Origin of the sequence: Pontibacter indicus, assembly GCF_900156345.1 — a bacterium.
Lineage (GTDB): Bacteria > Bacteroidota > Bacteroidia > Cytophagales > Hymenobacteraceae > Pontibacter > Pontibacter indicus.
The window spans coordinates 1,157,484-1,180,739 of sequence record NZ_FTPP01000002.1; the positions used below are offsets into that span (position 1 = coordinate 1,157,484).

The window sequence follows — 23,256 nt, forward strand, 5'->3', positions numbered from 1 at the left end:
TGGACATATACTGTGCAAAATAGCGGCAGGAAGAGTATTTTTGTTCTTTTATTACATAAGCATAACCCATGGCGGTAGTACCCTATAAAGACCAGAATAACGACAAGAAATCGCAGGTTGCCCAGATGTTCGACAACATTGCGGGTAAGTACGATTTCCTGAACCACTTCCTGAGTGCCGGCATCGACATTATCTGGCGTAAGAAGGCGGTGAGCCTGCTCAAAGCCGAAAAACCGAAGCAAATGCTCGACATTGCCACCGGCACAGCCGATTTTGCGATCGAGGCACTGAGCCTTAATCCGGATAAAATTACGGGTGTTGACATTTCGGAAGGTATGCTGGCCGTGGGGCGTGAGAAGCTGCAGCGCAAAGGACTGACCCATAAGATCGAGCTGAAGTACGGAGACTCGGAGAACCTGCCTTTTGAGGACAACAGTTTCGACGCGATTACGGTGGCCTTTGGGGTGCGCAACTTCGAGAACCTGAAGCAGGGCCTGGCGGAGATGCACCGTGTGCTCAGACCGGGCGGTACAGCCGTGGTACTAGAGTTCTCCAAGCCGCAGGTTTTTCCGATGAAACAGCTGTATCAATTTTATTTTAAGAATATACTACCGATGGTAGGTAAATTCGTTTCTAAGGACCGTGCTGCCTATACCTACCTGCCCGAGTCGGTGCAGGCCTTCCCGGACGGCAAGGATTTCCTGAACATCTTTGAAGAAGTTGGCTTTAAACAAACAAAATGGCATTCACTCACATTTGGCATCAGCTCCATCTACACCGGCAAAAAATAAGTTTTGCGGTACTTTTTCTGATCTGTCTGGCGGGCACAACGCAGGTACAGGCCCAGACGCAGAAGGTGAAAGGCGAGAATAAGCCCGGCTATGACGAAAAGCGCATACACTATGGCTTCTACCTGGGTATGTCCTATTCGAAGTACTACATTGAGCACTCACAAGCGTATGCAGACCAGGCGGCCACAGGCACACAGGTGAACACCCTGAACGAGCTGGGTTTTTATCCGGGCCTGGTGTTGAACGTGCGCCTGCTTGAATACCTGGATGCACGATTTGTGCCAGGTGTGGGCTTTTATGGCCGCAGCATCGACTTTGAAAGAAGAGATACACCTGAAGGGGAAGGCGGAAACTTCGACAACACCACTTTTGCCTCACCGGTAATCGAACTGCCTGTGCTGCTCAAGTACAGGGCGAAACGCCGTGGCAACTTCAGGATGTACATGGTGGGTGGTGTGAAGGCGAGCCGTGTACTGGGCAATACCACGCATACACAGAACCGCGACCTGCTGCGCATCAATCGCAACGACCTGTCGATAGACTATGGCGTCGGGCTGGACATCTTCTACCCCTACTTCAAGTTTGCGCCAGAACTGCGCTTCTCGCACGGGCTCATGAACCAGAAAAGTAACTCCGGAGGTGAGTACAGTCCGTTGATCGACAGAATGACTACCCGTAACGTTTCGTTAATCTTCCATTTCGAGTAACATGGCACGCATTGCACTTGTAACAGGAGCCACTTCAGGTATAGGCCGCGCTACGGCGGTTGCCTTGGCCAAGGCAGGCTACCACATCATTGCAACTGGTCGCAGGACAGAGCGCCTGCAGGAACTGCAGCAGCAAATCACGGAAGTGCCGGTACACACGCTGACTTTCGACGTGCGTGACCGGGAGGCCGTGCAACAGGCCATCAGCGGCCTGCCCGCTGGCTGGAAAGGTATAGATGTGCTGGTAAACAACGCTGGCAACGCCCACGGGCTGGCGCCGGTGCAGAGCGGCACGCTGGACGACTGGGATGCCATGCTCGACATCAATGTGAAGGGCCTGCTCTACGTGACGCATGCCGTGCTGCCGCTTATGCTCCAGCGCAAGCAAGGCCACATCATCAACATTGGTTCCATTGCCGGGAAAGAGGTATACGCCAATGGCAACGTATACTGCGCCTCCAAGTTTGCAGTGGACGCCCTCTCCAAAGGTATGCGCATTGACCTGGTGCAGGAAGGCATTAAGGTGTCGGAAGTGAACCCGGGCCTTGTGGAGACGGAGTTTTCGGAAGTACGCTTTAAAGGCGACAAAGAGCGTGCCGCCGGGGTATACCAGGGCTACGAACCACTGCGTGCAGAGGATATCGCTGACTTGATCACGTTTATGGTGACGCGTCCTGCCCATGTCAACATTGCGGAAGTGATGATTCTGCCGGCTGCCCAAGCATCAGCCACCGTGCTGAACAAACAACTGTAGTCTTTCCCTTCTACAACCCGCCCTTGGGGCTGCCCGTACCTACAGGGTGAACGTCCGTAAGAGTTGCGGACCTGAGTTGATGAAAAACAGAAGAGATATGGCTAACAATAAGGATAACCAGAACAGACAGAAGCCGAACAGCAACGCGAACTCGCAGCCAATGCCGGAAGAGTATTCGAACGAGGCAAACCACAAAGGCGCTCAAGACTTAGGGACTGACGGCACAAAAGCTTCAGCCAGCCAGCAACAAGGACAAGGCGCCTGGAGAGCTAAAGACTCCAAGGACCAAGGCAAAAGCAAATAGGCTGTAAGCCAGACAAAAAACAAGGGAGCCAGCTTCAACAGCTGGCTCCCTTGTTTTTTGCTTATGCTCTTAATCCAGGTAATAGCGCAGCAACCAGCCTTCGGCATCGAACTGACTGGCGGTTGGGTTTTGCTCGGTCCGCTGTCGGGTTCCCTGGCTCAGGTCGTAGGAGTTACGATATTCCGTGTCTTCTATCCAGATGCGTCGGGCCATACGCTTAGGTCCTTTTACGGTATAGCTGTCCGCGCCGGCACCGCCCCATAGCCTGACTTTGATCTTTGACCGGCTTTCCCCCTTCACTACAAATTCATCATCTCCGTTGAGGCCGTACAAGTGGATCTCCTTTGTGTCGGCAGCCTGAAATACCCGGTCAAAGAGCTGCCTCTTTTCCTCGCCGTCTTTGTTGATTTTGTATACCTGTACCCGCACCTCGTCGGCAGACAATACCTCTATTTCAAATCTCTCGTGCTTGTCAGATCCGACCACAATGGCTTCCCGCATCAGCTCCTTGTAGTACTTCTGTACTGACTTGCCCAGCTTGTCGCGGCGGGATTTTAACTGCGACATGATGGGAGAAGCCGTGAGCTGGTAGATGTTGTCGGGCATTTGCCGGAACGATTGCTCGATCACCTCGTCTGTCAGTGCATTGCTGACACTGTCTGCCACTTCTACCCAGTCCTGGTAAGTGAGGCCCATCAGAATGGTTTCGTCCAGGTTGCGGCCGCTTTTGTTCAGGTCGTCCAGGTTCGAGAGGTTGTCGCTATAGGTCTGGAAGTGCTTCTTGAGGCCTGTGCGCATGAAGAGCCAGGGTATGATGGCATCATTGAGCTTGTAGAATACATTGTCACGGTCGCGGGGCACGGCCTGGTATACCTTTACGCCATCTTGCTTATACTGAGCCCAGCGCCAGTTGCCTTCGTGCCGGCTCCAATCCCCGATCAACATGTCGAAGAGGCGGGCACGCAGGTAGTAGCGGGCGTCTATCTGGCTGTTGTTGTCAAAAAACCGGTCTTTGAGCATCCCGCGGGTGCTTTTGATATTCTCCGAGTTCCCCATGCCCGGCTCGTCTGACAAGTCATCGTTTGGCCTGATCTCCAGCAGCGCGACCATGCCACCGAAGTTTTCCTCAAACTCGCCCAGGCGTGGGTCGTGCGGTACGTAGACCAACTCCGGTTTGGTGTGGTGTATGCCAATGGCTTCGGCCATGGGGGGCAGCACAAGGGCTGCAAAAGGGTGCGTGGCGGAAGTGGCATCGCGGATGATGTTGGCTGCATAGCTCTGCTGCCACTTTTTAGGCAGTGCCGTGGCAGGGTCTTTGTCGACCGAGCGCAGCACGTACTCTTTGCCGTCAGCCGACTCCAGGCGCAGGTTCATGGTCTGCCGGCTGCCGCCTTGCTGTGTAGGTGTCAGGCCGCCTTTTTCGGTGCCGAGGTCCAGCACCCTGAACTCAACCGGGGTAGTCCAGGCGGGGCGATAGTGCTTGCCATAGAAGAAGGTATGGAGTCGGCCGCGGCCGTAGTGTTCCCCCACAGCCACGGTTATGGTGCTGTCGCTGTAGGCAGGTATAGCGGTGGCAGGTTGAGCAAGAGGAGGCACCTGCTGCAGGCTGTGCGTGTACTTGTTGCCGATGCAGCCTGTCGTGAGCAACACAAGCAGGTAGGCAAGGGTGGTAGTAAGGTGGCGGCGGTTGAGGTGCATGGTACGTGGAGTCGGTTGGTGCTTCGAGGGTTGGTTAATGACCTTCCCTATCAAAAGCGTGTACTTTTACATTTTTAGTGGTTTTATCGACGGTTTCAGGCCCAAATTCAATTTCGTTGCCCCGCTTCGTGTCGTACACGATGGTCTTGCGGCGCCAGCCTTTCACATTAGAGCTGTCCTTGATCTCGTCTTCTCCGCGGCCGCCTACAATCACGACGCGTATACCTTTGTTCACATCCCCCTTCACTTCAAACTCATCGTCCTCGGCCAGTCCGTGCAAGGTGATCTGCTTGGTTTCGCTGCGTTTAAACACCCGGTGGTATACCTGCTTGTCGTCCGACAGGCGGATCACCTTGACAGAAGTCTCCTCGTCATTCAGGCGCTTTACTTCAAAGCGCTCTTCCTCGTCAGTTCCGATCACCAAGGGGTTCTTGGCCAGGTGCAGGTAAAACTCCTGGGCAGCCTGTGGCAGCAGGTCGCGGCGGCTTTTCAGGATGCTCACTGTTTCCTCACCCAATTGCTTGTATACCTTGGGCGGAAACTGCCGGACAGCCCGCTCTATCACATCATCTGTCAGTACTGCCTGCAGTTCGGTGGCAAGCTGCTGGTAATCCTCAGCGGTCAGCTCGGTCAGGGCGCGGCTGTCAATAAACCGGGCGTTCATCATCAGGGCATATACGTCCTTATACCTGGGGCCGAAGGTCTCGAACTTTCGGATGGCCCATTTGCGGCTGAAGAGCCAGGGGATGATGCCATCGTCGAACTTAAAAAAGGCGTTGTCGCGGTCCTTAGGTATAGCGCGGTAGCGTTTATTGTCGCCATCTTCGTACACGGCCCATTCCCACTGGCCTTCGTGGCGGTCCCAGTCGTTTATGAGCAGATCGAAAAGGCGGGCGCGTGCAAATTCGCGCTGGTCTATAAAGTGATTGTCTTTCCCAAAGCGCTTCTTGAGCATCTTTCCGGAACCGGCTATATCGACGGCGTTACCCAGCATCGGGGTGATGGTGTGTTCGTCGTTGTATTTCTCTTCGATCATGAACACGCGGTCCTGAAATTTGTCGCTGTGCTTGCCAAAGGTGGTATCGGACGGAAGCACGTAGACTAGTTCCGGTTTTGAGTGTGCTATACCTGCGGCCTCGGCCATGGTGGGCAGCACAAAAGCGGCATAGGGGTTAATGGCTGAGGTCTGGTCTCGAAGCACGTTGGCTACGAAGGTATTGCGCCAGAACTTGGGCAGGATGCCGGCCGGGTCTTTGTCCAGGGAGCGGAGTGCGTAGGTAAAGCCATTGTCGTCGATCAGGGTGAGGCTGGTGGTCTGCATGCCTCCCCCAAGTTTTTCGATAGAAAGACCACCCTTGGCCGTTTTCATGTCGAACACACCCACGGTGACAGGCGTGGCCCATACCTCGCGGTAGTGCTTGCCCCAGAAAATATTGTGAAACCCGCTGCGTTTGTAGTGCTTTCCGGCCGTGATGGTCACGGAGTCTACCTCAGCGGGGGAGGCCGTTTTGAGCTGTTGATAGTGCGTCTGGTCGACTACGGGTGTCTTGGAAAAGTAATTCCTACGGGCACAGCCAGCGGAAAAAAGGAGAATGCACGCGAGTGACAGAACGTGCAGGTAGTTGCTTTTCATGCAAATTGGTTTTCAAATTTATCAGCCTATCTAACGTAAATCAGCGCTAATGTTTACAGGCAGGGTGCGGTATAGGATATTTTTGAGTACACCGCGTTTGACTTACAGTGTAAAAAGCAATACAAAAGGGATGTTAATACCTGCGCTATACCTGTGCAGGAAGCACACAAAAATGAACAGAAAGTGATGCAATACCGCTTTTTAAAAACAACAGGGGGCCGTCGCTATGTGCGGCGGCCCCCTGTTAGTTGCAGGTATACCTGTTATTCTATTTCTTCACGAATTCCACGCGTCTGTTGTTCGATTTCGCTTCTACTGTGGGGTTTTTGTCGATGGGTTTGGACTCGCCCCAGCCTTTGGCTTCCAGGCGCTCCGGCGCGATGCCCTGCGCAATCAGGTGTGCTTTGACGGACTCTGCCCGCTGCTGGCTGAGTTTCAGGTTGGCCTTGTCGTCGCCGTCGCTGTCGGTATGGCCCTCTACGCTGAACTTAAGCGAGGGCTGTTCTTCCATGAGTTTGGCGATGCTCTGGAGTGTGCCCGCCGACTCCGGACGAATATCTGCTTTGTTTACATCGAACTTGATGCCGTAGGTCACGATCTTGCCGTCTGCCGCTATCTGATCATACAGTTTTTTACCGCCTTCTGCTATCAGTACATTCTTCACCATCGTGTTCGCATCAATGCGCTTATCTACTTCTATGCGGAGCCCGGTAGGCTTGCCTGTTATGTTCGGAATGTTGATCAGGCGAACTTCGTCCAGGTATACCTTCATGCTGCGCTTGTTGAAGGCGATGGATAAGTGGCGCCACTGGCTGTTCACGCCTCTCGCCTCCAATTCTTCCGACTCCGAGCCATAGGTTTTGAACCTGACAACGTTTGCCCGCACATCAATCGGATCCCAGAACTGCCCGTTGATCTCTTCCTTGTAATCCTTTATGTCGTCTACCAGGTAAATGTTATAGGCTACGTTGGGGTTGTCGCTGTCAAAGTAGACATCCATCTCGATTGTGAACGTTTCGGGCAGCCAGTTTTCGCGCTTCATAAGAGGCGTGATGCTGGTGCCGGTGGCCACCAGGTTGATAACAGGCTCGCCTCCGAAATCAGCCACCTCGGCATTGCCCTTGTTCAGGTCCCAGCGCGATGGAAACTCGCCGTTCTCCTCGCCGGCAAGATTGTCGGCAAACAGCACTTTGTCGCCCGGCACGAAGTCGTACTTGCTCCATGCCTTCATTTTCACCTCCTCAGAGCCTGACTCGTCCGCATTGGCAGCGTTGGACTTGGAGTTACTCTTTTCAGCCGAAGCTTCTTTTTTGCCCTCCAGCGTCTCGTCTATCGACTTATCGACCTGCTGGTCTACTTTCTGATTTATCTTGCTGTTAATCTTATTCCTGAGGTTTTTGCCCACATTGATCTGGGCAGTAACCGGTGTGAAACTCAGGAAAACGAGTACAAGAAGTCCGGTGATAAAAGCGCGTGTTCTCATAATACATTAGGTATGGTACTATGAGAAAGGTAGGCTTTAAAATTATACTTTATATGTATTAAATTATCTAATTGGTGGAAATATTTATATTCGGGGTAGGCGTTTCTTTAGAGGTGGTGAACGAAAGTTAATAAGGGACTTCTATTCCTTTGATAACCTTTTAGGCGATTTTGATGGCCCGCTGGAGCACGCTGTCTCTACCTGCTTTGAAGTCTTCAGGAGCCAGGTTGATTTCAACATCCGGTACAATTCCGATGCGCTGGGTCTGGGTTCGGTCAGGGTAGTAGATGCCTATACCTGAGAACAGAGAGTAGGAAATAAAGTATAAGTTCGGGCTTTCATAGCCAAATGGAGTATGGCGCTACCTTCTCTTGCGTTTTCTATAAGTAACTAGGCCAATCATCAGCAAGACACCCAAAACTATAAACGGCCAGATATTGGTCAACAACACGAAGAACTGGATCAGGTTATCCCAGCCGTTTTGGAAGCCGTTCTTAAAATTAGCGGTGACTCCGGTGTAAACAGGGGTGCTTTCGTAAAACGTCATCGTCAGGGTGGAGAGGCTCACTTGATTTTCCAGGTACTTCAGCCGCCCTTCCACCGATTCAATGTCGGCGCGCAGGGTGGCAAGCTGCTTTTCAATTTCCAGTATCTCTGTTACAGTGTTAGCCTTTTTCAGAAGCTCCAGAAACCTGGCTTCGAGCTCCTTCTTGGTTTTGAGACGGGCCTGTATGTCAAGGAATTCCTCCGTGACATCCTTCACGTTAATTTCCCGGGCGTCAAACTTTTTTACACCTGCCGTGGCTTCCCGCAACAGGTTGTCAAAATTGTTGGCAGGCACTCTGATGACGAGGGTGTTGCTGGTCCTTCCCGGAGCTGTGTACTCCTGGTCAGAAGCGATGTATCCTTTGTGCTTTTCTACTGCAGCGAACACCAGCTGCCGGGTTGCGTCAATTCGCTCTGTCTGATATTCCACCCTTCCATCTTTGATCAGCTTGCGCTGCAGCTCCATAGCGGGTGCTTCTGGTGGCGGAGGTGCCATCTCCATGGCAGCAACTTCGTATTCAACCCCTCCATCTTCTGACTGACATCCGGAAACAGCAAATAGCAGTGTAAGAGCAAGGATACATGCAATGGCTGGCAAAGCGCCTTTCAAGCGACTGGTTGCCAGATTGTAAAGGTGGTTGAAAACTGCGAGCAAAGTAGTCTGTGTGAAGATGTGTCGGAGCATGGCGTATCAATAGGGTTAAGCCAAATGGCAACTTATAGATGCTAATGCTTCTTAAATTCCACACCATCCACCAAGAATATTTTGAGTTCATCCTTGGCCAAAGCAAGGTATAGGGGACGTGCCTTGGAAACTCCCGGAAACAAAAAGCCCCGACCAGTTTTCACCAGTCGGGGCTTTTTACTTTATAGAGGTATAGCTTACGCTACTTCTTCTTTCTTGCTCATGCGGTTACGCTCGTTCTCGTCGAGGTAAATCTTGCGCATGCGCAGGCTCTTAGGCGTCACTTCCAGGTACTCATCCTTCTGGATGTATTCCATGGCCTCCTCAAGCGAGAAGTTTTTGGCAGGAGCGATCTTGGTGTTGTCATCAGAACCAGAAGCACGCATGTTGGTCAGCTTCTTGCCCTTCTGGATGTTCACCGTGATATCGTTCTGGCGGTTGTGCTCGCCAATTACCTGACCCATGTATACGTCTACACCCGGATCAACGAAGAAAGTACCTCTGTCCTGCAGCTTGTCGATGGAGTAAGCAGTACCAGGGCCTGTTTCCATCGAAATGATAGAACCATTGTTACGGCCAGGTATAGAACCTTTGTAAGGCTCGTAAGCCAGGAAGCGGTGGTTCATGATAGCTTCACCGGCAGTAGCTGTCAGTACGTTGTTACGCAGACCGATCAGACCACGAGAAGGAATCGTGAACTCGAGGTGCTGCAGGTCGCCTTTTGGCTCCATGATGTTCAGCTCACCTTTACGCATCGATACCAGCTCGATTACCTTACCAGCTGTTTCTTCCGGCACGTCTACTACCAATTGCTCGATTGGCTCGTGGCGCACGCCGTCAATTTCTTTGTAGATAACCTGTGGCTGACCTACCTGCAGTTCGTAACCTTCACGACGCATCGTTTCGATCAGAACTGACAAGTGCAGAATACCGCGACCGAATACCAGGAAGGTATCTTCACGGTCGGTCTCCTGTACGCGCAGGGCCAGGTTCTTCTCTGTTTCTTTGTACAGACGATCGCGCAGGTGACGCGATGTTACGAACTTGCCCTCTTTGCCGAAGAAAGGAGAGTTGTTGATCGTAAACAGCATGTTCATGGTTGGCTCGTCGATGGCAATACGTGCCAATGGCTCAGGGTTCTCAGCATCAGCAATGGTATCGCCAATGTCGAAGCCTTCTATACCCGTTACGGCGCAGATCTCACCGGCAGAAACTTCCTGTACCGTTTTCTTACCAAGGCCTTCGAATACCTGAAGCTCCTTGATACGACCTTTCTTAATAGAACCGTCTGCTTTGCAAAGTGCGATTGGCATACCTTCTTTCAGGGTGCCGCGGTGCACACGACCGATCGCGATACGTCCCACGAAAGAAGAGTAATCAAGCGAAGTGATCTGCATTTGCGGTGTGCCCTCGCGGTATGGAGCAGCCGGGATTACGTCGATGATAGCGTCCAGCAGTGGGGTGATGTCTTCAGTTGGCTTAGTCCAGTCGGTGCTCATCCAGCCTTGCTTAGAAGAACCGTACAGGGTTGTGAAGTCCAGCTGGTCTTCTGTTGCCTCCAGGTTGAACATCAGGTCGAATACCTGCTCGTGTACCTCGTCCGGACGGCAGTTTTCTTTGTCTACTTTGTTTACTACCACGATTGGCTTCAGGCCAAGCTGAATTGCTTTGCCCAATACGAAACGTGTCTGCGGCATGGCACCTTCAAAGGCATCCACCAAAAGGAGTACACCGTCGGCCATTTTAAGTACGCGCTCCACTTCACCACCAAAGTCGGCGTGACCAGGAGTGTCGATTACGTTGATTTTAACGCCTTTGTAACGAACGGATACGTTTTTGGAAACGATCGTGATACCGCGCTCGCGCTCCAGGTCGTTGTTGTCGAGAATAAGGTCGTCAAACTGCTGGTGATCAGCGAATAGCTTTGAAGCGTGGATGATTTTGTCCACGAGCGTCGTTTTGCCGTGGTCTACGTGTGCGATAATCGCGATATTACGAATGTTCTGCATTGAATTGATTTTTCGAGCCGCAAAAGTACTAAAAAGCATTCAGAATTTAGTAGTCTGCTCGAAATAAACAGGTTATGAATTTTGATTATTTTCTCTTACAGCGCATAGGCTGGGATTATGGAGCAAACATTCTGCAGGCTTCCTTTGTTCAATGAGGTATAAAATAATCAATCCGGGCCTGCTTTTTGCTCTTGGATTTCGTAAATAACTGTATGAAAATGTTTTATGCCTATACCTTACTGGTGCTCCTGAGCCTGTCAGCCTGCGGACAACAGGATCAGCCTGTCACCGACGCCGAGGGCATTATCTTAGCCTCAGCAGATGTTACCCAAAACGGCGGATCCAAGAAATCAAAACAAACCTACGAGGTAAACAAGACCGAAGCGGAGTGGAAAAGAATCTTGACGCCTGCGCAGTACCATGTGCTTCGCGAAAAGGGCACGGAGACTGCCTTTAGCGGCAAGTACAACGATCACAAAGAAGAGGGCGTCTATACCTGTGCTGCCTGCAAGAACGAACTGTTCTCTTCCGACACCAAATTCGACTCCGGCACCGGCTGGCCCAGCTTCTTCAAGCCGATCTCGTCTAAAAACGTGCGGGAGATAACTGACCGTAGCATGGGCATGGTGCGAACCGAAGTCGTGTGCGGCCGCTGCGGCGGTCACCTGGGCCACGTCTTCGACGACGGCCCGAAGCCAACGGGCCTTCGTTACTGCCTGAACTCCGCAGCACTCGGCTTCAAGAAGGGGAATTAAGTTGCTAAATTGTTGATGGTTAAATTGTTGATTGCTTACTGTTGTTCGTGCACGGTTCAGAGAGGTATAGTCAGCAGGATTATCAATGTATGATTCGGACAGGTCGCGACCTGTCCCTACGAAACAATTTAACAATCAACAATCAGCATTAAACAATTTAGCCTTTCAACCATCCCAAACTCCCAAAGTCAGAAACGCGTACCTCTTATCCAACACTAACGAGAAAACAGATATGACTGAACTACACTCTGAAGCGGAGAACATAGAAAACGTGGCACAAACCATTATGGGAGCCTTCAAGGCGAAAAACATACAGGCAGGGGAGGTGCTGTCTTACCAGGAGCTGTACCCATATCTGCAGGAGCGCTATCCGAAGTACAAAGACGTGCAGAAAGAGGCCGAACACCACCTGGCAAAGCTGGCCTGGGTGACGCCTGCCCCGGAAGGACTCATGCTCACACAAGTGGGAGAGAGTAGCCTGGCCGAGACAAATGAGTAAATAGCGCGCTTTTATACTTTTTCATCCGTATACCTAGTATAGGGCACTTTCATGAGAGCTTTATTTTACTATTTTAAGATGATACGAGATGAAAAGGTACATGAACTGGATAGGGGCGTTGACCTTGCTGGGAACAGTCGGTTGTACGTCGCTCTCGCAGGGCGAGGGTGGCACCTTGCCGCCTGACCCCGGCCACTCGCAGCGTGTGCGATATAATGATGGCAACTCGGTGCGTAACCAGCTATATGAGCAGGCCAGCGATATCAACCGCAAGCGCAATATTGAAGAGTATGACCGCAATGCGCCCGTTAACCTGCCGCCCGAAATACGTCCTCAGCAATTGCCAAACGCTCCGGTAGACTCCACGAGGCACCGCATTTTACGCGTGTTGCCTACCAAACCACCGGTTGGGAATAATTGAAAATAAACAGGAAGCGCTGCCTCAAAAGGGCAGCGCTTCCTGTTTATTTTTTCTTCTTGTTTTTATCCGTGTCTTTTTCCCGTAGATCGCTGACGTCTTCAATCTCAATCTCTTCGTCGCCGATGTGGAGTTCATCCGGTTCCAGGTCTACGTATACCTCGTGGTTGGGTGGGGTCGTGTCCGATTCGCGGTCAGCGCTTTTGGGAGCAGGCTTGCCGCTGATTTCCTTATTGTCGCTGTCCTTTCCCAGGTGACCGCTGTCGCGCTTCTTTTCGTGAAAATTATCTTGGTTCTTCATATCGTTGGGTGATTGGGTTCTTCCTGAAGCAGGTATACACTAGGCTGTTTTCTGGATCTATCGGATCTAACGAAACGGCTATACCTGCGCCTTATGTCTATACCTGATTGGTATGCCTGTCCGGACCTATGCCTGCGCGTCCTAACAAAAGCTTACAGGTATAGCCGGTTTACCGTTTACGGAAAAGTGACGGACTGGTCAGCCTATATCGGCCATTTTTTCTGAAGGGAGTCCGGTGTAGCCCCACTCAATCCAACGGGTATTTGTATATTTGCGTTTTAACGAGAACTATGGCTGAAAACTATAAACGATATACCGTAACGGCGGCATTGCCTTATGCCAACGGCCCCGTACACATCGGGCACCTGGCGGGCGTATACCTGCCGGCCGACATCTACGTGCGCTACCTGCGTGCGCAAAACAGAGACGTGAAGTTCATCTGCGGCTCCGACGAGCACGGGGTGCCGATCACAATTCGCGCCAAGAAAGAAGGCATCACGCCGCAGCAGGCCGTGGACAAATACCATGAGCTGATCAAGAAGTCCTTCGAGGACTTCAACGTATCCTTCGACATCTACTCCCGCACCTCTTCCCAAACGCACCACGAGACGGCTTCTGACTTTTTCCTGAAGCTGTACAACGATGGCAAATTTGTAGAGCAGACCACGCAGCAGTACTATGACGAGAAGGCCCAGCAGTTCCTGGCCGACCGTTACATTGTGGGTACCTGCCCGAAGTGCGGCAACGAAAACGCCTACGGCGACCAGTGCGAGAGCTGCGGTACTTCGCTCAACGCCACTGACCTGATCAACCCGAAAAGCACGCTGAGTGGCGCCGTGCCGGTGATGCGCGAGACCAAGCACTGGTACCTGCCGCTGAACGAGTACGAAGCCTGGCTGCGCGAGTGGATCGTGGATGGCCACAAAGGCGACTGGAAGCCCAACGTATACGGCCAGTGCAAAAGCTGGATCGACCAGGGCCTGCAGCCGCGTGCCGTAACCCGCGACCTCGACTGGGGTGTGCCGGTACCGGTAGCAGGCGCAGAAGGCAAGGTGCTCTATGTGTGGTTCGATGCGCCGATTGGCTACATCTCTGCTACCAAAGACCTGACGCCGGAGTGGGAGAAATACTGGAAAGATCCGGAGACGAAGCTGGTGCATTTCATTGGTAAAGACAACATCGTGTTCCACTGCATCATCTTCCCGAGCATGCTCAAGGCCCACGGCGACTATGTGCTGCCAGACAATGTGCCGGCCAACGAGTTCCTCAACTTGGAGGGCGACAAGATCTCTACGTCCCGCAACTGGGCGGTGTGGCTGCACGAATACCTGGAGGCCTTCCCGGGCAAAGGCGACGTGCTCCGCTATTCGCTGGCTGCCAACATGCCGGAGACGAAGGACAACGATTTCACGTGGAAGGACTACCAGGCCCGCAACAACAACGAACTACTAGCCATCTTGGGCAACTTTATCAACCGCGCCGTGGTGCTCACCCAAAAATACTACAACGGCGAAGTACCGGCCCGTGGCGAGCTCCAGGACTACGACAAAGAAGTGTTGAGCGTGTTGGAAGGTATGCCAATGGTGATTGCGACCTACCTGGATCGCTACCGTTTCCGCGACGCATTGAGCGAACTGATGAACCTGGCCCGCCTGGGGAACAAGTACCTGGCTGACACCGAGCCTTGGAAGCTGATCAAGACTGACGAAGAGCGCGTGAAGACGATCATGAACATTGCGCTGCAGATCTCTGCCAGCCTGAGCATCCTGATGGAGCCGTTCCTGCCAGAGTCGGCGCATAAGCTGGCCAATATGCTTAATAAGCCACTGGGCAAGTGGGCCGATGCCGGATCAGCTGATCTGTTGGCGACGGGCCACGTGATCGGCACACCGGAGCTGATGTTTGAGAAGATAGAAGATGCTGCTGTAGAGGCACAGGTACAGAAGCTGCTGGATACCAAAAAAGCCAATGAAGCGGCCAATGCTGTCGTAGAGCCAGCCAAGGAAAACATCTCTTTTGAGGATTTCTCTAAAATGGACATCCGCATCGGTACGATCATCGCAGCCGAGAAGGTAGCCAAGACCAAAAAGCTCCTGAAACTGACCATCGATACCGGTATAGACCAGCGCACGGTGGTGAGCGGTATAGCCGAGTTTTTCAACCCGGAGGAGATCGTAGGGCAGCAGGTGAGCATTTTGGTGAACCTGGCGCCGCGCGAGATCAAAGGCATTACCAGCCAGGGCATGATCCTGATGGCGGAGAATGCCGACGGTTCACTGGCCTTCATGCAGCCAAACAAGGCCATCCGGAACGGCGGAACAGTGCGCTAAGCTGTACCTTCAGGTATAAAAATCCCCGCTTGTCTTTCGGCAAGCGGGGATTTTCTTTTTAAGCTATATGGGTAATGATGCGTCGGCACCTAATACGGCCGGCTATGCCAGGAACAGCCAGGCAACGAGGTAACTGAGCAGAACGGCGCCCAGGCCGAGTGCAAATACGGTATAAGCCAACTTTAACAGGCGGTACTTTCTGGAGAGCACTTTCCCCTGCAGGTAGATGTTGTCTGCCATGCTGTTATACAGCAGGTTGTGATCCCGCATAATATTTCGGATACCCTCCCGATAGGTATAGGAATCGAGCTGGATGAAGTTTCCAAAGAATAGAAAGTCGATCTTATTCTCCGGCATGGCGGTGTTCTTGGTATTGGGTCGCGTGGAGCGGATGGCCAGGATAATCGTAACCAGGCAAACCACGGTCAGCAGGATGGAAGGAAGCAGCAGATGCGGCACGTCCTGAAACTTGTTGAAGAAAGACGAGATCATAATGGAGGCGATGATGGCGTTGACAGAGATCAGCATGTTCGCTTTATTGTCGGCTATCACGCTCAGCTGAAGGTGACTGGCCATGGTCGTCCGGAACATTGTTTCAATCCCTTTGCTGGCCTTTTGCTCTTTCTCCTTTCTAAGGTCTTTTTTCAAAGATTTGTTTTCTTCCCATAAGGCTTCCAGTTCTTCATTTTCCTTACTAAGCTCTTTCCGCTTTTTCTTCAGTAGTTTGATGTTTTGCTCCTTGCCCGCGGAGAAAGCCCTTTTGGCGTACTTTGTATAATAATAGTGCTTCTTGAGCAAGGCCAGATGTTTGTCTATCCAGTCGTACTGGCCCACTTTGGTGCCCGGGTCAGCTGCTTTCCTTTCTACTCTGGCCACATAATCGTCCGAAGCCAGAAAACTGGCGACAGCGTCACAAAGTGCCTCCTCCAACAGGTCGCGGGGGCGTTGCGGGTAATGGGTAGCGGCAATGCACTGCGATATTCTCAGGATTTCCGCCTGGCTCAGGTTACAGCTCACCAGAAACTCAGTAACCGGTGCGATCTTTTGCTCATCAAGCGGCTCGCCCGAATCGTCACAGTACAGGTCATGCAGCCAGGCGGCAAGCAATAGCAAACGCGTCTCCTCATCACTAAAATCACAGAACTTGCTGATCGCCTCGGCTACAGCAACCAGCGTTTTTGTGTGTTGCAGGTCAAAACCAACGGCTTCGTTCGTGCCATTCATCGGAAGGTTCAGCCCTACGAAGGCATTTGCCCTATCCAGAATATCATCTTCCATCATAGTTTCAATCTTTTGAATTTCTGCAGCTTCACCTCCTCTTCACATTCCATCCTTAGGATGGATATGTCAAATTGGTTTTACTGATCAAGTTAAATTTTAGTGTAATATAATCCTAATAAAAATAAATTTATTATTCTGATAATGAGGTGTTTATGAATTAAATTCTATATATGCCTTAAAGAATTTATAGCTGTGAGGACTGCGAAAGTTGAGCGAATACCAGCGCGCTATGTAAGGAAATTAGAATGGTGTAAATCGCTGATGTGGTGATGGTTATATCTATTTTGCTTTGTGTCTCTACACCACATATTAGCTGTTAGGGCCAATAATATGTGGCATATTGTAAGGAAAGGCGCTATTCGTTTTGAAAGGATTATCGTAAATATAAAGTATGTGTTATAAAACTGGACTATATTTATTGCAGAGTTAAGTATTTTACCTTATGAGTCGACACCGTCAGCTTGCCGCAATCCTGTTCACAGATATAGAAGGGTATTCTGCCATGATGCAGCAGAACGAGAAGCAGGCTTTGACCGTTAAGAACCGGCACCGTGAAGTACTGCAGCGGGAGCACCAACGGTACCATGGCCGGGTTGTTCAGTACTATGGAGATGGTACGCTAAGTGTTTTCCAAAGTGCGGTGGAGGCAGTGGAGTGCGCGCTGGCCATGCAATCGGCTTTTTTGGAGGAACCCTTGGTTCCCGTTCGTATGGGTCTGCACATGGGCGATGTGGTTTTCGATGAAGAGCAATTGTTCGGGGATGGAGTGAATCTTGCTTCCCGCGTTGAGTCACTGGGTGTGGCAGGCAGTGTGCTGTTCTCTGATAAGATAAAGGACGAGATTGCGAACCACCCTGAAATAAAAACTTATTCTGTGGGAATTTACCGACTGAAGAACATAGAGCGGCCGGTCGAAGTGTTTGCCCTAGATCACGAAGGCTTAGTAAAGCCAACTCCGAACTCTTTGAAAGGCAAGACGGAAGAGAAGAAAGCCCCGCCGTTGCGAACAGCTAAAAGAGCCCCTGCCAAGAGCATTGCCGTGCTACCGCTTGTGAACCTGAGCAATGATCCTGAGCAACAGTATTTCAGCGAGGGTGTCGCGGAAGAGATCATCAATGCCCTGTCCAGCCTTAAAAACCTGAAAGTGGCGGGGCGCACCTCTTCGTTCAAGTTCAGCAGGGAAACCGCTGATCTGCGGGAGGTGGGAGAGAAGCTGGGCGTGAGCACGGTGTTAGAAGGCAGTGTACGCAAACAGGGCAACCGGTTGAGAATTACAGTGCAGCTCACCAAGGTAGAGGACGGCTTTCATCTGTGGTCGGAGCGGTACGATGGCAGCATGGACGATATCTTTGCGATCCAGGATAAGATTGCGATGGCCATTACGGAGAAGATGAAAGTGACGCTGCTGGAGAAGGGCCGGGGCGGGCTCCGGAAAAGGCCTACCCAAAATACCGAAGCCTATGAGCTATACCTGAAAGGAAAATTCTACCTGAACAGGCGCGGTTCCTACATCGTTACTGGTATGAAGTACCTTCAGAGAGCCCTGGAGCTGGACCCTAATTTTGCCCTGGCGTATGCAGACTATGCAGACGCAAATGTGCTGCTAGGGCTTTATGGCATACTGCCGCCGAAGCAGGTCATGTTTAAAGGGAAGCAGGCAGCAGAGAAAGCGTTGCAGCTTAACCCATCTTTGTGCGAGGCTTATACCTCGCTGGGCTCGTACTACTGCTACATCTGGGATTTGCCAAAAGCTGAGAAACATTTTTTAAAAGCGCTTGAGCTGAACCCAAACCATGCGCAAACACACCTCCGGTATGGCCTCAACTACCTCGCCTGGATGAAGGGTGATTTTGCAAAGGCGGAGGAGCATGGCAGGAAAGCAATAAAGCTCGAACCGCTGAGTGCGCTTTGCTTTGGCATTTATGCCCAGATTCTGCATGCAGGCGGAAAGTTTAAGGAAGCACTTGCCGCCTGCAAGACCGGGCTGGATCTGGATTCCTATTCCTTTATATGCAATCTGTATGAGGGCTACTCTTACCTGTTTTTGCACCAGCACGAAGAGGCGCTTGCGGTGTTTGAACGCCTGATGGTACTCTCGAGCAGGCATAGCTTTGCCCATGGTGCCTTAATTATGACGCTCTGTAAAATGGGGAACATCGACAGGGCAAGGGCGGAATTGAAGGAACTGAAAGAGCGGGCCAGCAGGGAGTACGTTGTCTGCACTGCAATAGGTATAGCAGCAGGGTGGTTGAACGATGATCTGGATGAGGCCTTCTACTTTTTTGAGAAGGGGCTTAATGAACACGATCCTTTGCTTGTCTCACTCAAATATGAACGCTGGACTCCGGAGACAGTCAGGCAGGATCCCCGCTATCAGAAACTGCTGGATAAGATGAACTCTCCAGACAAACCGTTCTCTGATAGTCTTTACAAGTATGGCTTTGGGATCTGATCAGTGCTTAAGGCATTGTTTGATAAAACTATTTTGCAGCCATATCTGCTTCAGGAGAGACTACAGGCTGTAGGCTCAGGCGCTCCCGCTCGATGTACTGCACCACAAAGTACAGCCCCACACTTACCACAATAGCAAAAGCACCCAGTATCCACCACAGGGTATCAAAACCATGACGGGCGGCAATGGTGGTGCCCATGTAAGGCGCGATCACGTGCGCGGCCGCATACGATATGGTGTACAATCCCATGTAGGAGCCGCGGTTGCTGTTGTTGGAGCGCTCCACCGAAATGGTCGCCATAAAGGGCATGACCAATATCTCTGAAAAGCTCAGCAGGGTCATCGCGAAATAGAGCAGGAACATGTGATGCCCCAGGTTCAGGCTGACAAAGGAGAAGCCCAGGATCAGCACCCCGATTGGGATCAGCCACGACTTCTTGACTTTATCGCCGATCAGGTATACAAAGATCATCTCCACCATAAACACGATGAAGCCGTTGAGAGCCAACAGGCCGCCAATGTTCTGTTCGGGAAGCGCGTATACTTGCCGGTAGAAGAGCGGCAAAGTAGAAAGGAGCTGGAAGAACAGCATCGCAAAACCCGCGTTCAGCACCACAAAAACCAGGTATAGCTTATCGGTATAAGGGGAGCGGACTTTTTCGGTTGTGCTCAGGTTCGCTTCGTTAGAAATAGCCTCTGTTTTAACTTTTTTCTGTGGCCGGTGGCCCTGCTTGTTGCGGAAGTAGATGTAAAAGAAGAGGCCAGCCATCATACAGCCCAGCGCATCGCCCACGAAAAGGTATTTGTAAGAGATAGCCGCCACCATACCGCCCAGGGCAGGACCAATCGAAAAGCCCAGGTTCAGGGCCATCCGGTTGAGCGAGAAAGCTCGGGTGACGTTTTCGGGCCGGGCGTAATGCGCGATGGAAGCGGAGTTGGCGGGCCGCAGCATGTCGTTTACCAGGCTCAGGATGAACACGCCAATGGCCATGTGCTCAAACTTCTCCAGGAACAGGAACATCAGGTATAAGCTGCCGCCAACGGTCAGACTGAAGGCCTGTACCTTGAAATGCCCAATCTTATCCGTCAGCCAACCACCCAGGAAGCCGCCGCACACTGCCCCAAGCCCATAGATACTCAGGATGATACCCGCTTCCTTCATCGTAAACCCAAGCGACTCCGTCAGGTATACGCCCAGGAAAGGGATTACCATGGCGCCGCTCCGGTTGATGAACATGATCAACGACAGCATCCAGGCAGGGCGGGAGAGGCCCCCAAAGGCATTGCGGTATAGCAAGAAGAGGCGTTTCATGGCTTTTGTCGCTGGGCGGTAATGCTATTTCTATGGGACAGGAATAAGTGGCTTTAGTCCGTAGCCTGCCCTTTATTTGGTATTGTACTGATTCATGGTGCGCTCCAGGCCGATGCTGCCAAAGGAAATAACCGAGTCCGCTGCTTTTTCGATGATGCCCGGCAGGTCAATCTTTTCGTCGTCACTGAAGGTGCTGAGCACGTAGTCTACCTGCTTGCCTTTGTGGAAGCTGTCGCCCACTCCGAAGCGCAGGCGCGGGTAGTTGTTGTGCCCCAGCGTCTGCTCGATGTGCTTGAGGCCGTTGTGCCCGCCGGCGCTGCCCTTGGCGCGTATGCGGATCTTGCCAAATGGCAGGGCAATGTCGTCGGTGATCACCATCATCTGGTCCGGTGTCAGTTTGAGGCTGCTCAGCCAGTGGCCCACGGCTTTGCCGCTCAGGTTCATGTAGGTGGTAGGCTTCACGAGTACGTAGGTGCGGCCCTTGCTCTTGATCTCGGTCACGAAGGAGTGGCGACCCATGTCAAACTTCGCGTCGAATTTCTGCGCCAGGTAGTCCAGCACCATAAAGCCAATGTTGTGACGCGTCTCCGCGTACTCCGGGCCAATATTGCCAAGGCCCACGATCAGGTATTTCATGCTTGTATCTTCGGTATCGGCGGCCGCCTGCTTTGTCAGGCCAAGCCACTGTTTTAGTGTGCTAATGGTTGAGTTGCTCAAAGACTAAATTGTTGGATGGTTAAATTGTTGAATTGTCTTAGGGTATCTTACCCTAAGACAGGTATAGGAACCTTCAGCAATTTAACCATTAAACAATTTAACCTTCAATTGGAAACAAAAAATCCTGTCCCGCTCGGAGCAGGACAGGATCTTGGATGCTTATGAAGCAGTGAGAATTACTTCTTACCGCGAGCTTCTTCAGTCTGTGCACTCTTAAGAGCACGTGGAATTGTAACGGTTGCAACCGGAGCAAGTGGGTTGGTCAGGATCTCATAGTCACCTTTCACAATCTTGCCAACTTTGATTGACTTACCAAGTTCCAGCTCAGAGATGTTCACCTCTACGTAGTCTGGCAGGTTAGCAGGAAGTGCTTTCACTTTCAACTTGCGCAGTTTCGTAACCAGTTTACCACCTACCATTACACCTGGAGAGTTGCCAACAAACTTAACCGGAACGTCGATTTTAACCTCTTTGTTCTCGTCAAGCTGCAGGAAGTCAACGTGCAGCAGCATTTCGTTTACTGGGTGGAACTGTACGTCCTGAAGGATCGCTCTGTAGTGCGTGCCTTCGATATTCAGATCAACTTCGTATACTTCTGGAGAATAAACTAAGTCTCTGAACAGGATAGCTGGGGCGTAGAAGTGAACTTGCTCAGTGCCGCCATACAGTACTCCTGGTACATAAGACTCATTGCGCAGCTCTTTCGTCTGTGCTTTACCGAGATTTGCTCTTTTAAACCCTATAATCTCTAAAGTTTTCATAAAAATGAATTTGTTAAATTTTTCAGGCCACAAAGGTATGAATTTAATTGTTGATTGTTAAATTGTTGATTGTTTTTTTCTTAGAAAGTACAATCGATTCAACAACCAGCCTACCAGCTATCCCTCAAACCTATTTAAATAATATATAAATATTGCTGATTGTTAATCACTGCGAACAACAATTAACAATCAGCAATTAACAATTCAGACTAAATAAACAGTGAGCTGATCGACTCGTGCGTCACTACGTTGTTGATGGCGCGGGCGAACAGTTCGGAGAAGGAAAGCACCTTGATCTTGGAGCAGTCCTGGCGTAGCGGAATGGTGTCAGACACCACCAGTTCTTCCAGCACGGAGTTTTCGATGCGCTCGTAGGCCGGGCCCGACAACACAGGGTGCGTTGCAATGGCGCGAACGGTTTTGGCACCTTTGTCTTTCAAAAGTTTGGCAGCTTGTGTGATCGTGCCGGCAGTGTCCACCATGTCGTCCACAAGTACCACGTCCATACCTTCCACGTCACCGATCACCTGCATCGAGGCGATCTCGTTAGCCCGTTTGCGGTGTTTGTCGCAGACAACCATTTCAGCGCCGAAGTTCTTGGCGAAGGCTCTTGTTCTTACCACACCTCCTACGTCCGGAGAAGCGAAGATCAGGTCGGAGCCCAGGTTGAGGCTGCGCAGGTAAGGCACGAAGATGGCCGAGCCGTCGAGGTGGTCTACCGGGATGTCGAAAAAGCCCTGGATCTGGCCGGCGTGCAGGTCGCAAGTCATGAGGCGGTCGGCGCCTACCGACTGGATGGCGTTGGCAATCACTTTGGAGCCGATGGAGACACGTGGCTTGTCTTTTCTGTCCTGGCGGGCATAACCGTAGTAAGGCATTACCACGATCACTTTGTGGGCGGAGGCGCGTTTGGCCGCATCGACCATCAGCATCAGTTCCATCAGGTTGTCTGCTGGCGGAAAGGTGGACTGTACCAGGAATACTTCCGCACCGCGAACTGACTCGTTGAAGTGGGGTGCCATTTCTCCGTCGCTGAAGCGAAGGAGCTCAAGGTCACCAAGTTTTGTGCCGTAAGCGGCGGCTATTTTTTCGGCTAAGTACTTGGAAGCGGAACCAGCGAAAATCTTTACCTGTGGCATAATAATGCTAAGTGTTTGAAAGTGAGGTTTAGTTTATTATGCCTGCAAAGCTACGAAATTCCGCAAATATGCTACTTGTATTTGCTGATTTTTAATTAGTTAGCAGGGAAGGGTAGAAAGCAAAAAAGGCAACCCGCATTGCTGTGGGTTGCCTTTTTAAGTTGTCCGACCAGGTTTCGAACCTGGACTCTTCTGAACCAAAATCAGACGTGTTGCCAGTTACACCATCGGACAAGCTACCTACTAGACTTTAGGGTGGAAGCCCCTTCGTCGTTCAGTGATGCAAAGATAGGGAGGCTATTTTAAACTGCAAACATTTGCCTCAAAATTTTTTGAAAATTTTAGTCGAAAATCTGCTTTAGCGCCCTGTCTTCGTACTTTTTGGACCTGCATACACCATCCAAAACATCGACGCACAGCTGCTTACAGGAGACTTTTGGCACGTCTAAACGAGTGAATTTCACAGCCTTATTTGCTGGATGCTTTCCTGAGCAGGGCCGCTTTTTAGGTATGGCCGGAACCTGTAGCAAGGCCTCCTCAAAATTTTGTAAAAATTACCCGTCAGCAAATTTTCTTCGCTTAGGTACAAGAGTCCATAGTTGCTGCCCTGGTGACATGAGCTTAAAATCAGCCATAAGCTTACAAATGGCTTCTGTGCTTTTGCTCCCTGTAGCTCAAATT

The 23,256-nt window shown here is 51.3% G+C and carries 20 protein-coding genes and 1 tRNA gene; 9 read left to right on the plus strand and 12 right to left on the minus strand.

Annotated elements, in window-relative coordinates; genetic code table 11:
* The first annotated feature begins 68 nt into the window (after nt 1–68).
* From ubiE to B0B12_RS13950, 4 genes are all read left to right on the plus strand, one after another.
* The gene (ubiE, locus tag B0B12_RS13935; protein ID WP_076669722.1) at nt 69–791 is read left to right on the plus strand and encodes a bifunctional demethylmenaquinone methyltransferase/2-methoxy-6-polyprenyl-1,4-benzoquinol methylase UbiE; all 723 of its coding nucleotides are present in this window, start codon (nt 69–71) and stop codon (nt 789–791) included.
* Nucleotides 740–1,498, plus strand: coding sequence for a type IX secretion/gliding motility protein PorT/SprT (gene porT / locus B0B12_RS13940; protein ID WP_083704212.1), 759 nt, complete (start codon nt 740–742; stop codon nt 1,496–1,498). The genes ubiE and porT overlap by 52 nt, the downstream gene beginning before the upstream one ends.
* 1 nt (nt 1,499) lies before the next feature.
* Nucleotides 1,500–2,252 (plus strand): SDR family NAD(P)-dependent oxidoreductase, encoded by a 753-nt coding sequence (locus B0B12_RS13945; RefSeq protein ID WP_076669724.1) that lies wholly within the window; start codon nt 1,500–1,502, stop codon nt 2,250–2,252.
* Between the two features lie 97 nt (nt 2,253–2,349).
* The gene (locus B0B12_RS13950) at nt 2,350–2,556 is read left to right on the plus strand and encodes a hypothetical protein (RefSeq protein ID WP_076669727.1); all 207 of its coding nucleotides are present in this window, start codon (nt 2,350–2,352) and stop codon (nt 2,554–2,556) included.
* Nucleotides 2,557–2,625: 69 nt separating this feature from the next.
* Here the strand turns inward: B0B12_RS13950 and B0B12_RS13955 are convergent, their stop codons facing one another.
* The 5 genes from B0B12_RS13955 to typA all read right to left on the minus strand — a co-directional run bounded on the left by B0B12_RS13955 (nt 2,626) and on the right by typA (nt 10,610).
* Nucleotides 2,626–4,254 carry a hypothetical protein gene (locus B0B12_RS13955; RefSeq protein ID WP_076669728.1) on the minus strand — a complete coding sequence of 543 codons (1,629 nt, stop codon included), beginning with the start codon at nt 4,252–4,254 and terminating at the stop codon, nt 2,626–2,628.
* A gap of 34 nt (nt 4,255–4,288) precedes the next feature.
* Nucleotides 4,289–5,887 carry a urocanate hydratase family protein gene (locus tag B0B12_RS13960; RefSeq protein ID WP_076669730.1) on the minus strand — a complete coding sequence of 533 codons (1,599 nt, stop codon included), beginning with the start codon at nt 5,885–5,887 and terminating at the stop codon, nt 4,289–4,291.
* Nucleotides 5,888–6,155: 268 nt separating this feature from the next.
* Nucleotides 6,156–7,370 (minus strand): OmpA family protein, encoded by a 1,215-nt coding sequence (locus tag B0B12_RS13965; protein ID WP_076669732.1) that lies wholly within the window; start codon nt 7,368–7,370, stop codon nt 6,156–6,158.
* Between the two features lie 361 nt (nt 7,371–7,731).
* Nucleotides 7,732–8,601 carry a DUF4349 domain-containing protein gene (locus B0B12_RS13970; RefSeq protein WP_076669734.1) on the minus strand — a complete coding sequence of 290 codons (870 nt, stop codon included), beginning with the start codon at nt 8,599–8,601 and terminating at the stop codon, nt 7,732–7,734.
* A gap of 197 nt (nt 8,602–8,798) precedes the next feature.
* On the minus strand, nt 8,799–10,610 hold the full coding sequence (gene typA / locus B0B12_RS13975; protein ID WP_076669736.1) for a translational GTPase TypA: 1,812 nt from the start codon (nt 10,608–10,610) through the stop codon (nt 8,799–8,801).
* Nucleotides 10,611–10,822: 212 nt separating this feature from the next.
* On the opposite strand from typA, the gene msrB reads away from it, so the two are divergent.
* From msrB to B0B12_RS13990, 3 genes are all read left to right on the plus strand, one after another.
* Complete coding sequence (gene msrB, locus B0B12_RS13980) at nt 10,823–11,365, plus strand: peptide-methionine (R)-S-oxide reductase MsrB (RefSeq protein WP_083704213.1); 543 nt, start codon at nt 10,823–10,825, stop codon at nt 11,363–11,365.
* A gap of 232 nt (nt 11,366–11,597) precedes the next feature.
* Nucleotides 11,598–11,864, plus strand: a complete 267-nt coding sequence (locus B0B12_RS13985; RefSeq protein WP_244554711.1) for a hypothetical protein — start codon at nt 11,598–11,600, stop codon at nt 11,862–11,864.
* 88 nt (nt 11,865–11,952) lie between these two features.
* Nucleotides 11,953–12,285 (plus strand): hypothetical protein, encoded by a 333-nt coding sequence (locus tag B0B12_RS13990; protein WP_076669738.1) that lies wholly within the window; start codon nt 11,953–11,955, stop codon nt 12,283–12,285.
* A 43-nt stretch (nt 12,286–12,328) separates the two neighbouring features.
* Here B0B12_RS13990 and B0B12_RS13995 read toward each other — a convergent pair whose 3' ends face one another.
* Entirely contained in the window at nt 12,329–12,583 is a 255-nt protein-coding gene (locus B0B12_RS13995; protein WP_076669740.1) for a hypothetical protein, read from the minus strand.
* A 290-nt stretch (nt 12,584–12,873) separates the two neighbouring features.
* Between B0B12_RS13995 and metG the strand changes: the two genes are divergently transcribed.
* Nucleotides 12,874–14,913, plus strand: coding sequence for a methionine--tRNA ligase (gene metG, locus B0B12_RS14000; protein ID WP_076669742.1), 2,040 nt, complete (start codon nt 12,874–12,876; stop codon nt 14,911–14,913).
* A 102-nt stretch (nt 14,914–15,015) separates the two neighbouring features.
* Here metG and B0B12_RS14005 read toward each other — a convergent pair whose 3' ends face one another.
* Nucleotides 15,016–16,194, minus strand: a complete 1,179-nt coding sequence (locus B0B12_RS14005; RefSeq protein WP_076669744.1) for a Pycsar system effector family protein — start codon at nt 16,192–16,194, stop codon at nt 15,016–15,018.
* A 442-nt stretch (nt 16,195–16,636) separates the two neighbouring features.
* Here B0B12_RS14005 and B0B12_RS14010 point away from each other — a divergent pair, with 442 nt between their 5' ends.
* A complete protein-coding gene (locus tag B0B12_RS14010; protein WP_076669746.1) occupies nt 16,637–18,646 on the plus strand; it encodes an adenylate/guanylate cyclase domain-containing protein in 2,010 nt (669 codons plus the stop codon).
* Nucleotides 18,647–18,674: 28 nt separating this feature from the next.
* Here the strand turns inward: B0B12_RS14010 and B0B12_RS14015 are convergent, their stop codons facing one another.
* The 5 genes from B0B12_RS14015 to B0B12_RS14035 all read right to left on the minus strand — a co-directional run bounded on the left by B0B12_RS14015 (nt 18,675) and on the right by B0B12_RS14035 (nt 22,809).
* Nucleotides 18,675–19,958 carry an MFS transporter gene (locus tag B0B12_RS14015; protein ID WP_076669749.1) on the minus strand — a complete coding sequence of 428 codons (1,284 nt, stop codon included), beginning with the start codon at nt 19,956–19,958 and terminating at the stop codon, nt 18,675–18,677.
* A gap of 72 nt (nt 19,959–20,030) precedes the next feature.
* Nucleotides 20,031–20,594 carry an aminoacyl-tRNA hydrolase gene (gene pth, locus B0B12_RS14020; protein WP_076670365.1) on the minus strand — a complete coding sequence of 188 codons (564 nt, stop codon included), beginning with the start codon at nt 20,592–20,594 and terminating at the stop codon, nt 20,031–20,033.
* Between the two features lie 257 nt (nt 20,595–20,851).
* Entirely contained in the window at nt 20,852–21,436 is a 585-nt protein-coding gene (locus B0B12_RS14025; protein ID WP_076670366.1) for a 50S ribosomal protein L25/general stress protein Ctc, read from the minus strand.
* 209 nt (nt 21,437–21,645) lie between these two features.
* Nucleotides 21,646–22,575, minus strand: coding sequence for a ribose-phosphate pyrophosphokinase (locus tag B0B12_RS14030; RefSeq protein WP_076669753.1), 930 nt, complete (start codon nt 22,573–22,575; stop codon nt 21,646–21,648).
* Nucleotides 22,576–22,736: 161 nt separating this feature from the next.
* Nucleotides 22,737–22,809, minus strand: a tRNA-Gln gene (locus tag B0B12_RS14035).
* Nucleotides 22,810–23,256 lie beyond the last annotated feature (447 nt).

Coding starts and splice junctions, on each gene's coding strand:
- ubiE (WP_076669722.1), top strand. CDS start 69: ATGGCGGTAGTACCCTATAAAGACCAGAATAACGACAAGAAATCGCAG.
- porT (WP_083704212.1), top strand. CDS start 740: ATGGCATTCACTCACATTTGGCATCAGCTCCATCTACACCGGCAAAAA.
- B0B12_RS13945 (WP_076669724.1), top strand. CDS start 1,500: ATGGCACGCATTGCACTTGTAACAGGAGCCACTTCAGGTATAGGCCGC.
- B0B12_RS13950 (WP_076669727.1), top strand. CDS start 2,350: ATGGCTAACAATAAGGATAACCAGAACAGACAGAAGCCGAACAGCAAC.
- B0B12_RS13955 (WP_076669728.1), bottom strand. CDS start 4,254: ATGCACCTCAACCGCCGCCACCTTACTACCACCCTTGCCTACCTGCTT.
- B0B12_RS13960 (WP_076669730.1), bottom strand. CDS start 5,887: ATGAAAAGCAACTACCTGCACGTTCTGTCACTCGCGTGCATTCTCCTT.
- B0B12_RS13965 (WP_076669732.1), bottom strand. CDS start 7,370: ATGAGAACACGCGCTTTTATCACCGGACTTCTTGTACTCGTTTTCCTG.
- B0B12_RS13970 (WP_076669734.1), bottom strand. CDS start 8,601: ATGCTCCGACACATCTTCACACAGACTACTTTGCTCGCAGTTTTCAAC.
- typA (WP_076669736.1), bottom strand. CDS start 10,610: ATGCAGAACATTCGTAATATCGCGATTATCGCACACGTAGACCACGGC.
- msrB (WP_083704213.1), top strand. CDS start 10,823: ATGAAAATGTTTTATGCCTATACCTTACTGGTGCTCCTGAGCCTGTCA.
- B0B12_RS13985 (WP_244554711.1), top strand. CDS start 11,598: ATGACTGAACTACACTCTGAAGCGGAGAACATAGAAAACGTGGCACAA.
- B0B12_RS13990 (WP_076669738.1), top strand. CDS start 11,953: ATGAAAAGGTACATGAACTGGATAGGGGCGTTGACCTTGCTGGGAACA.
- B0B12_RS13995 (WP_076669740.1), bottom strand. CDS start 12,583: ATGAAGAACCAAGATAATTTTCACGAAAAGAAGCGCGACAGCGGTCAC.
- metG (WP_076669742.1), top strand. CDS start 12,874: ATGGCTGAAAACTATAAACGATATACCGTAACGGCGGCATTGCCTTAT.
- B0B12_RS14005 (WP_076669744.1), bottom strand. CDS start 16,194: ATGATGGAAGATGATATTCTGGATAGGGCAAATGCCTTCGTAGGGCTG.
- B0B12_RS14010 (WP_076669746.1), top strand. CDS start 16,637: ATGAGTCGACACCGTCAGCTTGCCGCAATCCTGTTCACAGATATAGAA.
- B0B12_RS14015 (WP_076669749.1), bottom strand. CDS start 19,958: ATGAAACGCCTCTTCTTGCTATACCGCAATGCCTTTGGGGGCCTCTCC.
- pth (WP_076670365.1), bottom strand. CDS start 20,594: ATGAAATACCTGATCGTGGGCCTTGGCAATATTGGCCCGGAGTACGCG.
- B0B12_RS14025 (WP_076670366.1), bottom strand. CDS start 21,436: ATGAAAACTTTAGAGATTATAGGGTTTAAAAGAGCAAATCTCGGTAAA.
- B0B12_RS14030 (WP_076669753.1), bottom strand. CDS start 22,575: ATGCCACAGGTAAAGATTTTCGCTGGTTCCGCTTCCAAGTACTTAGCC.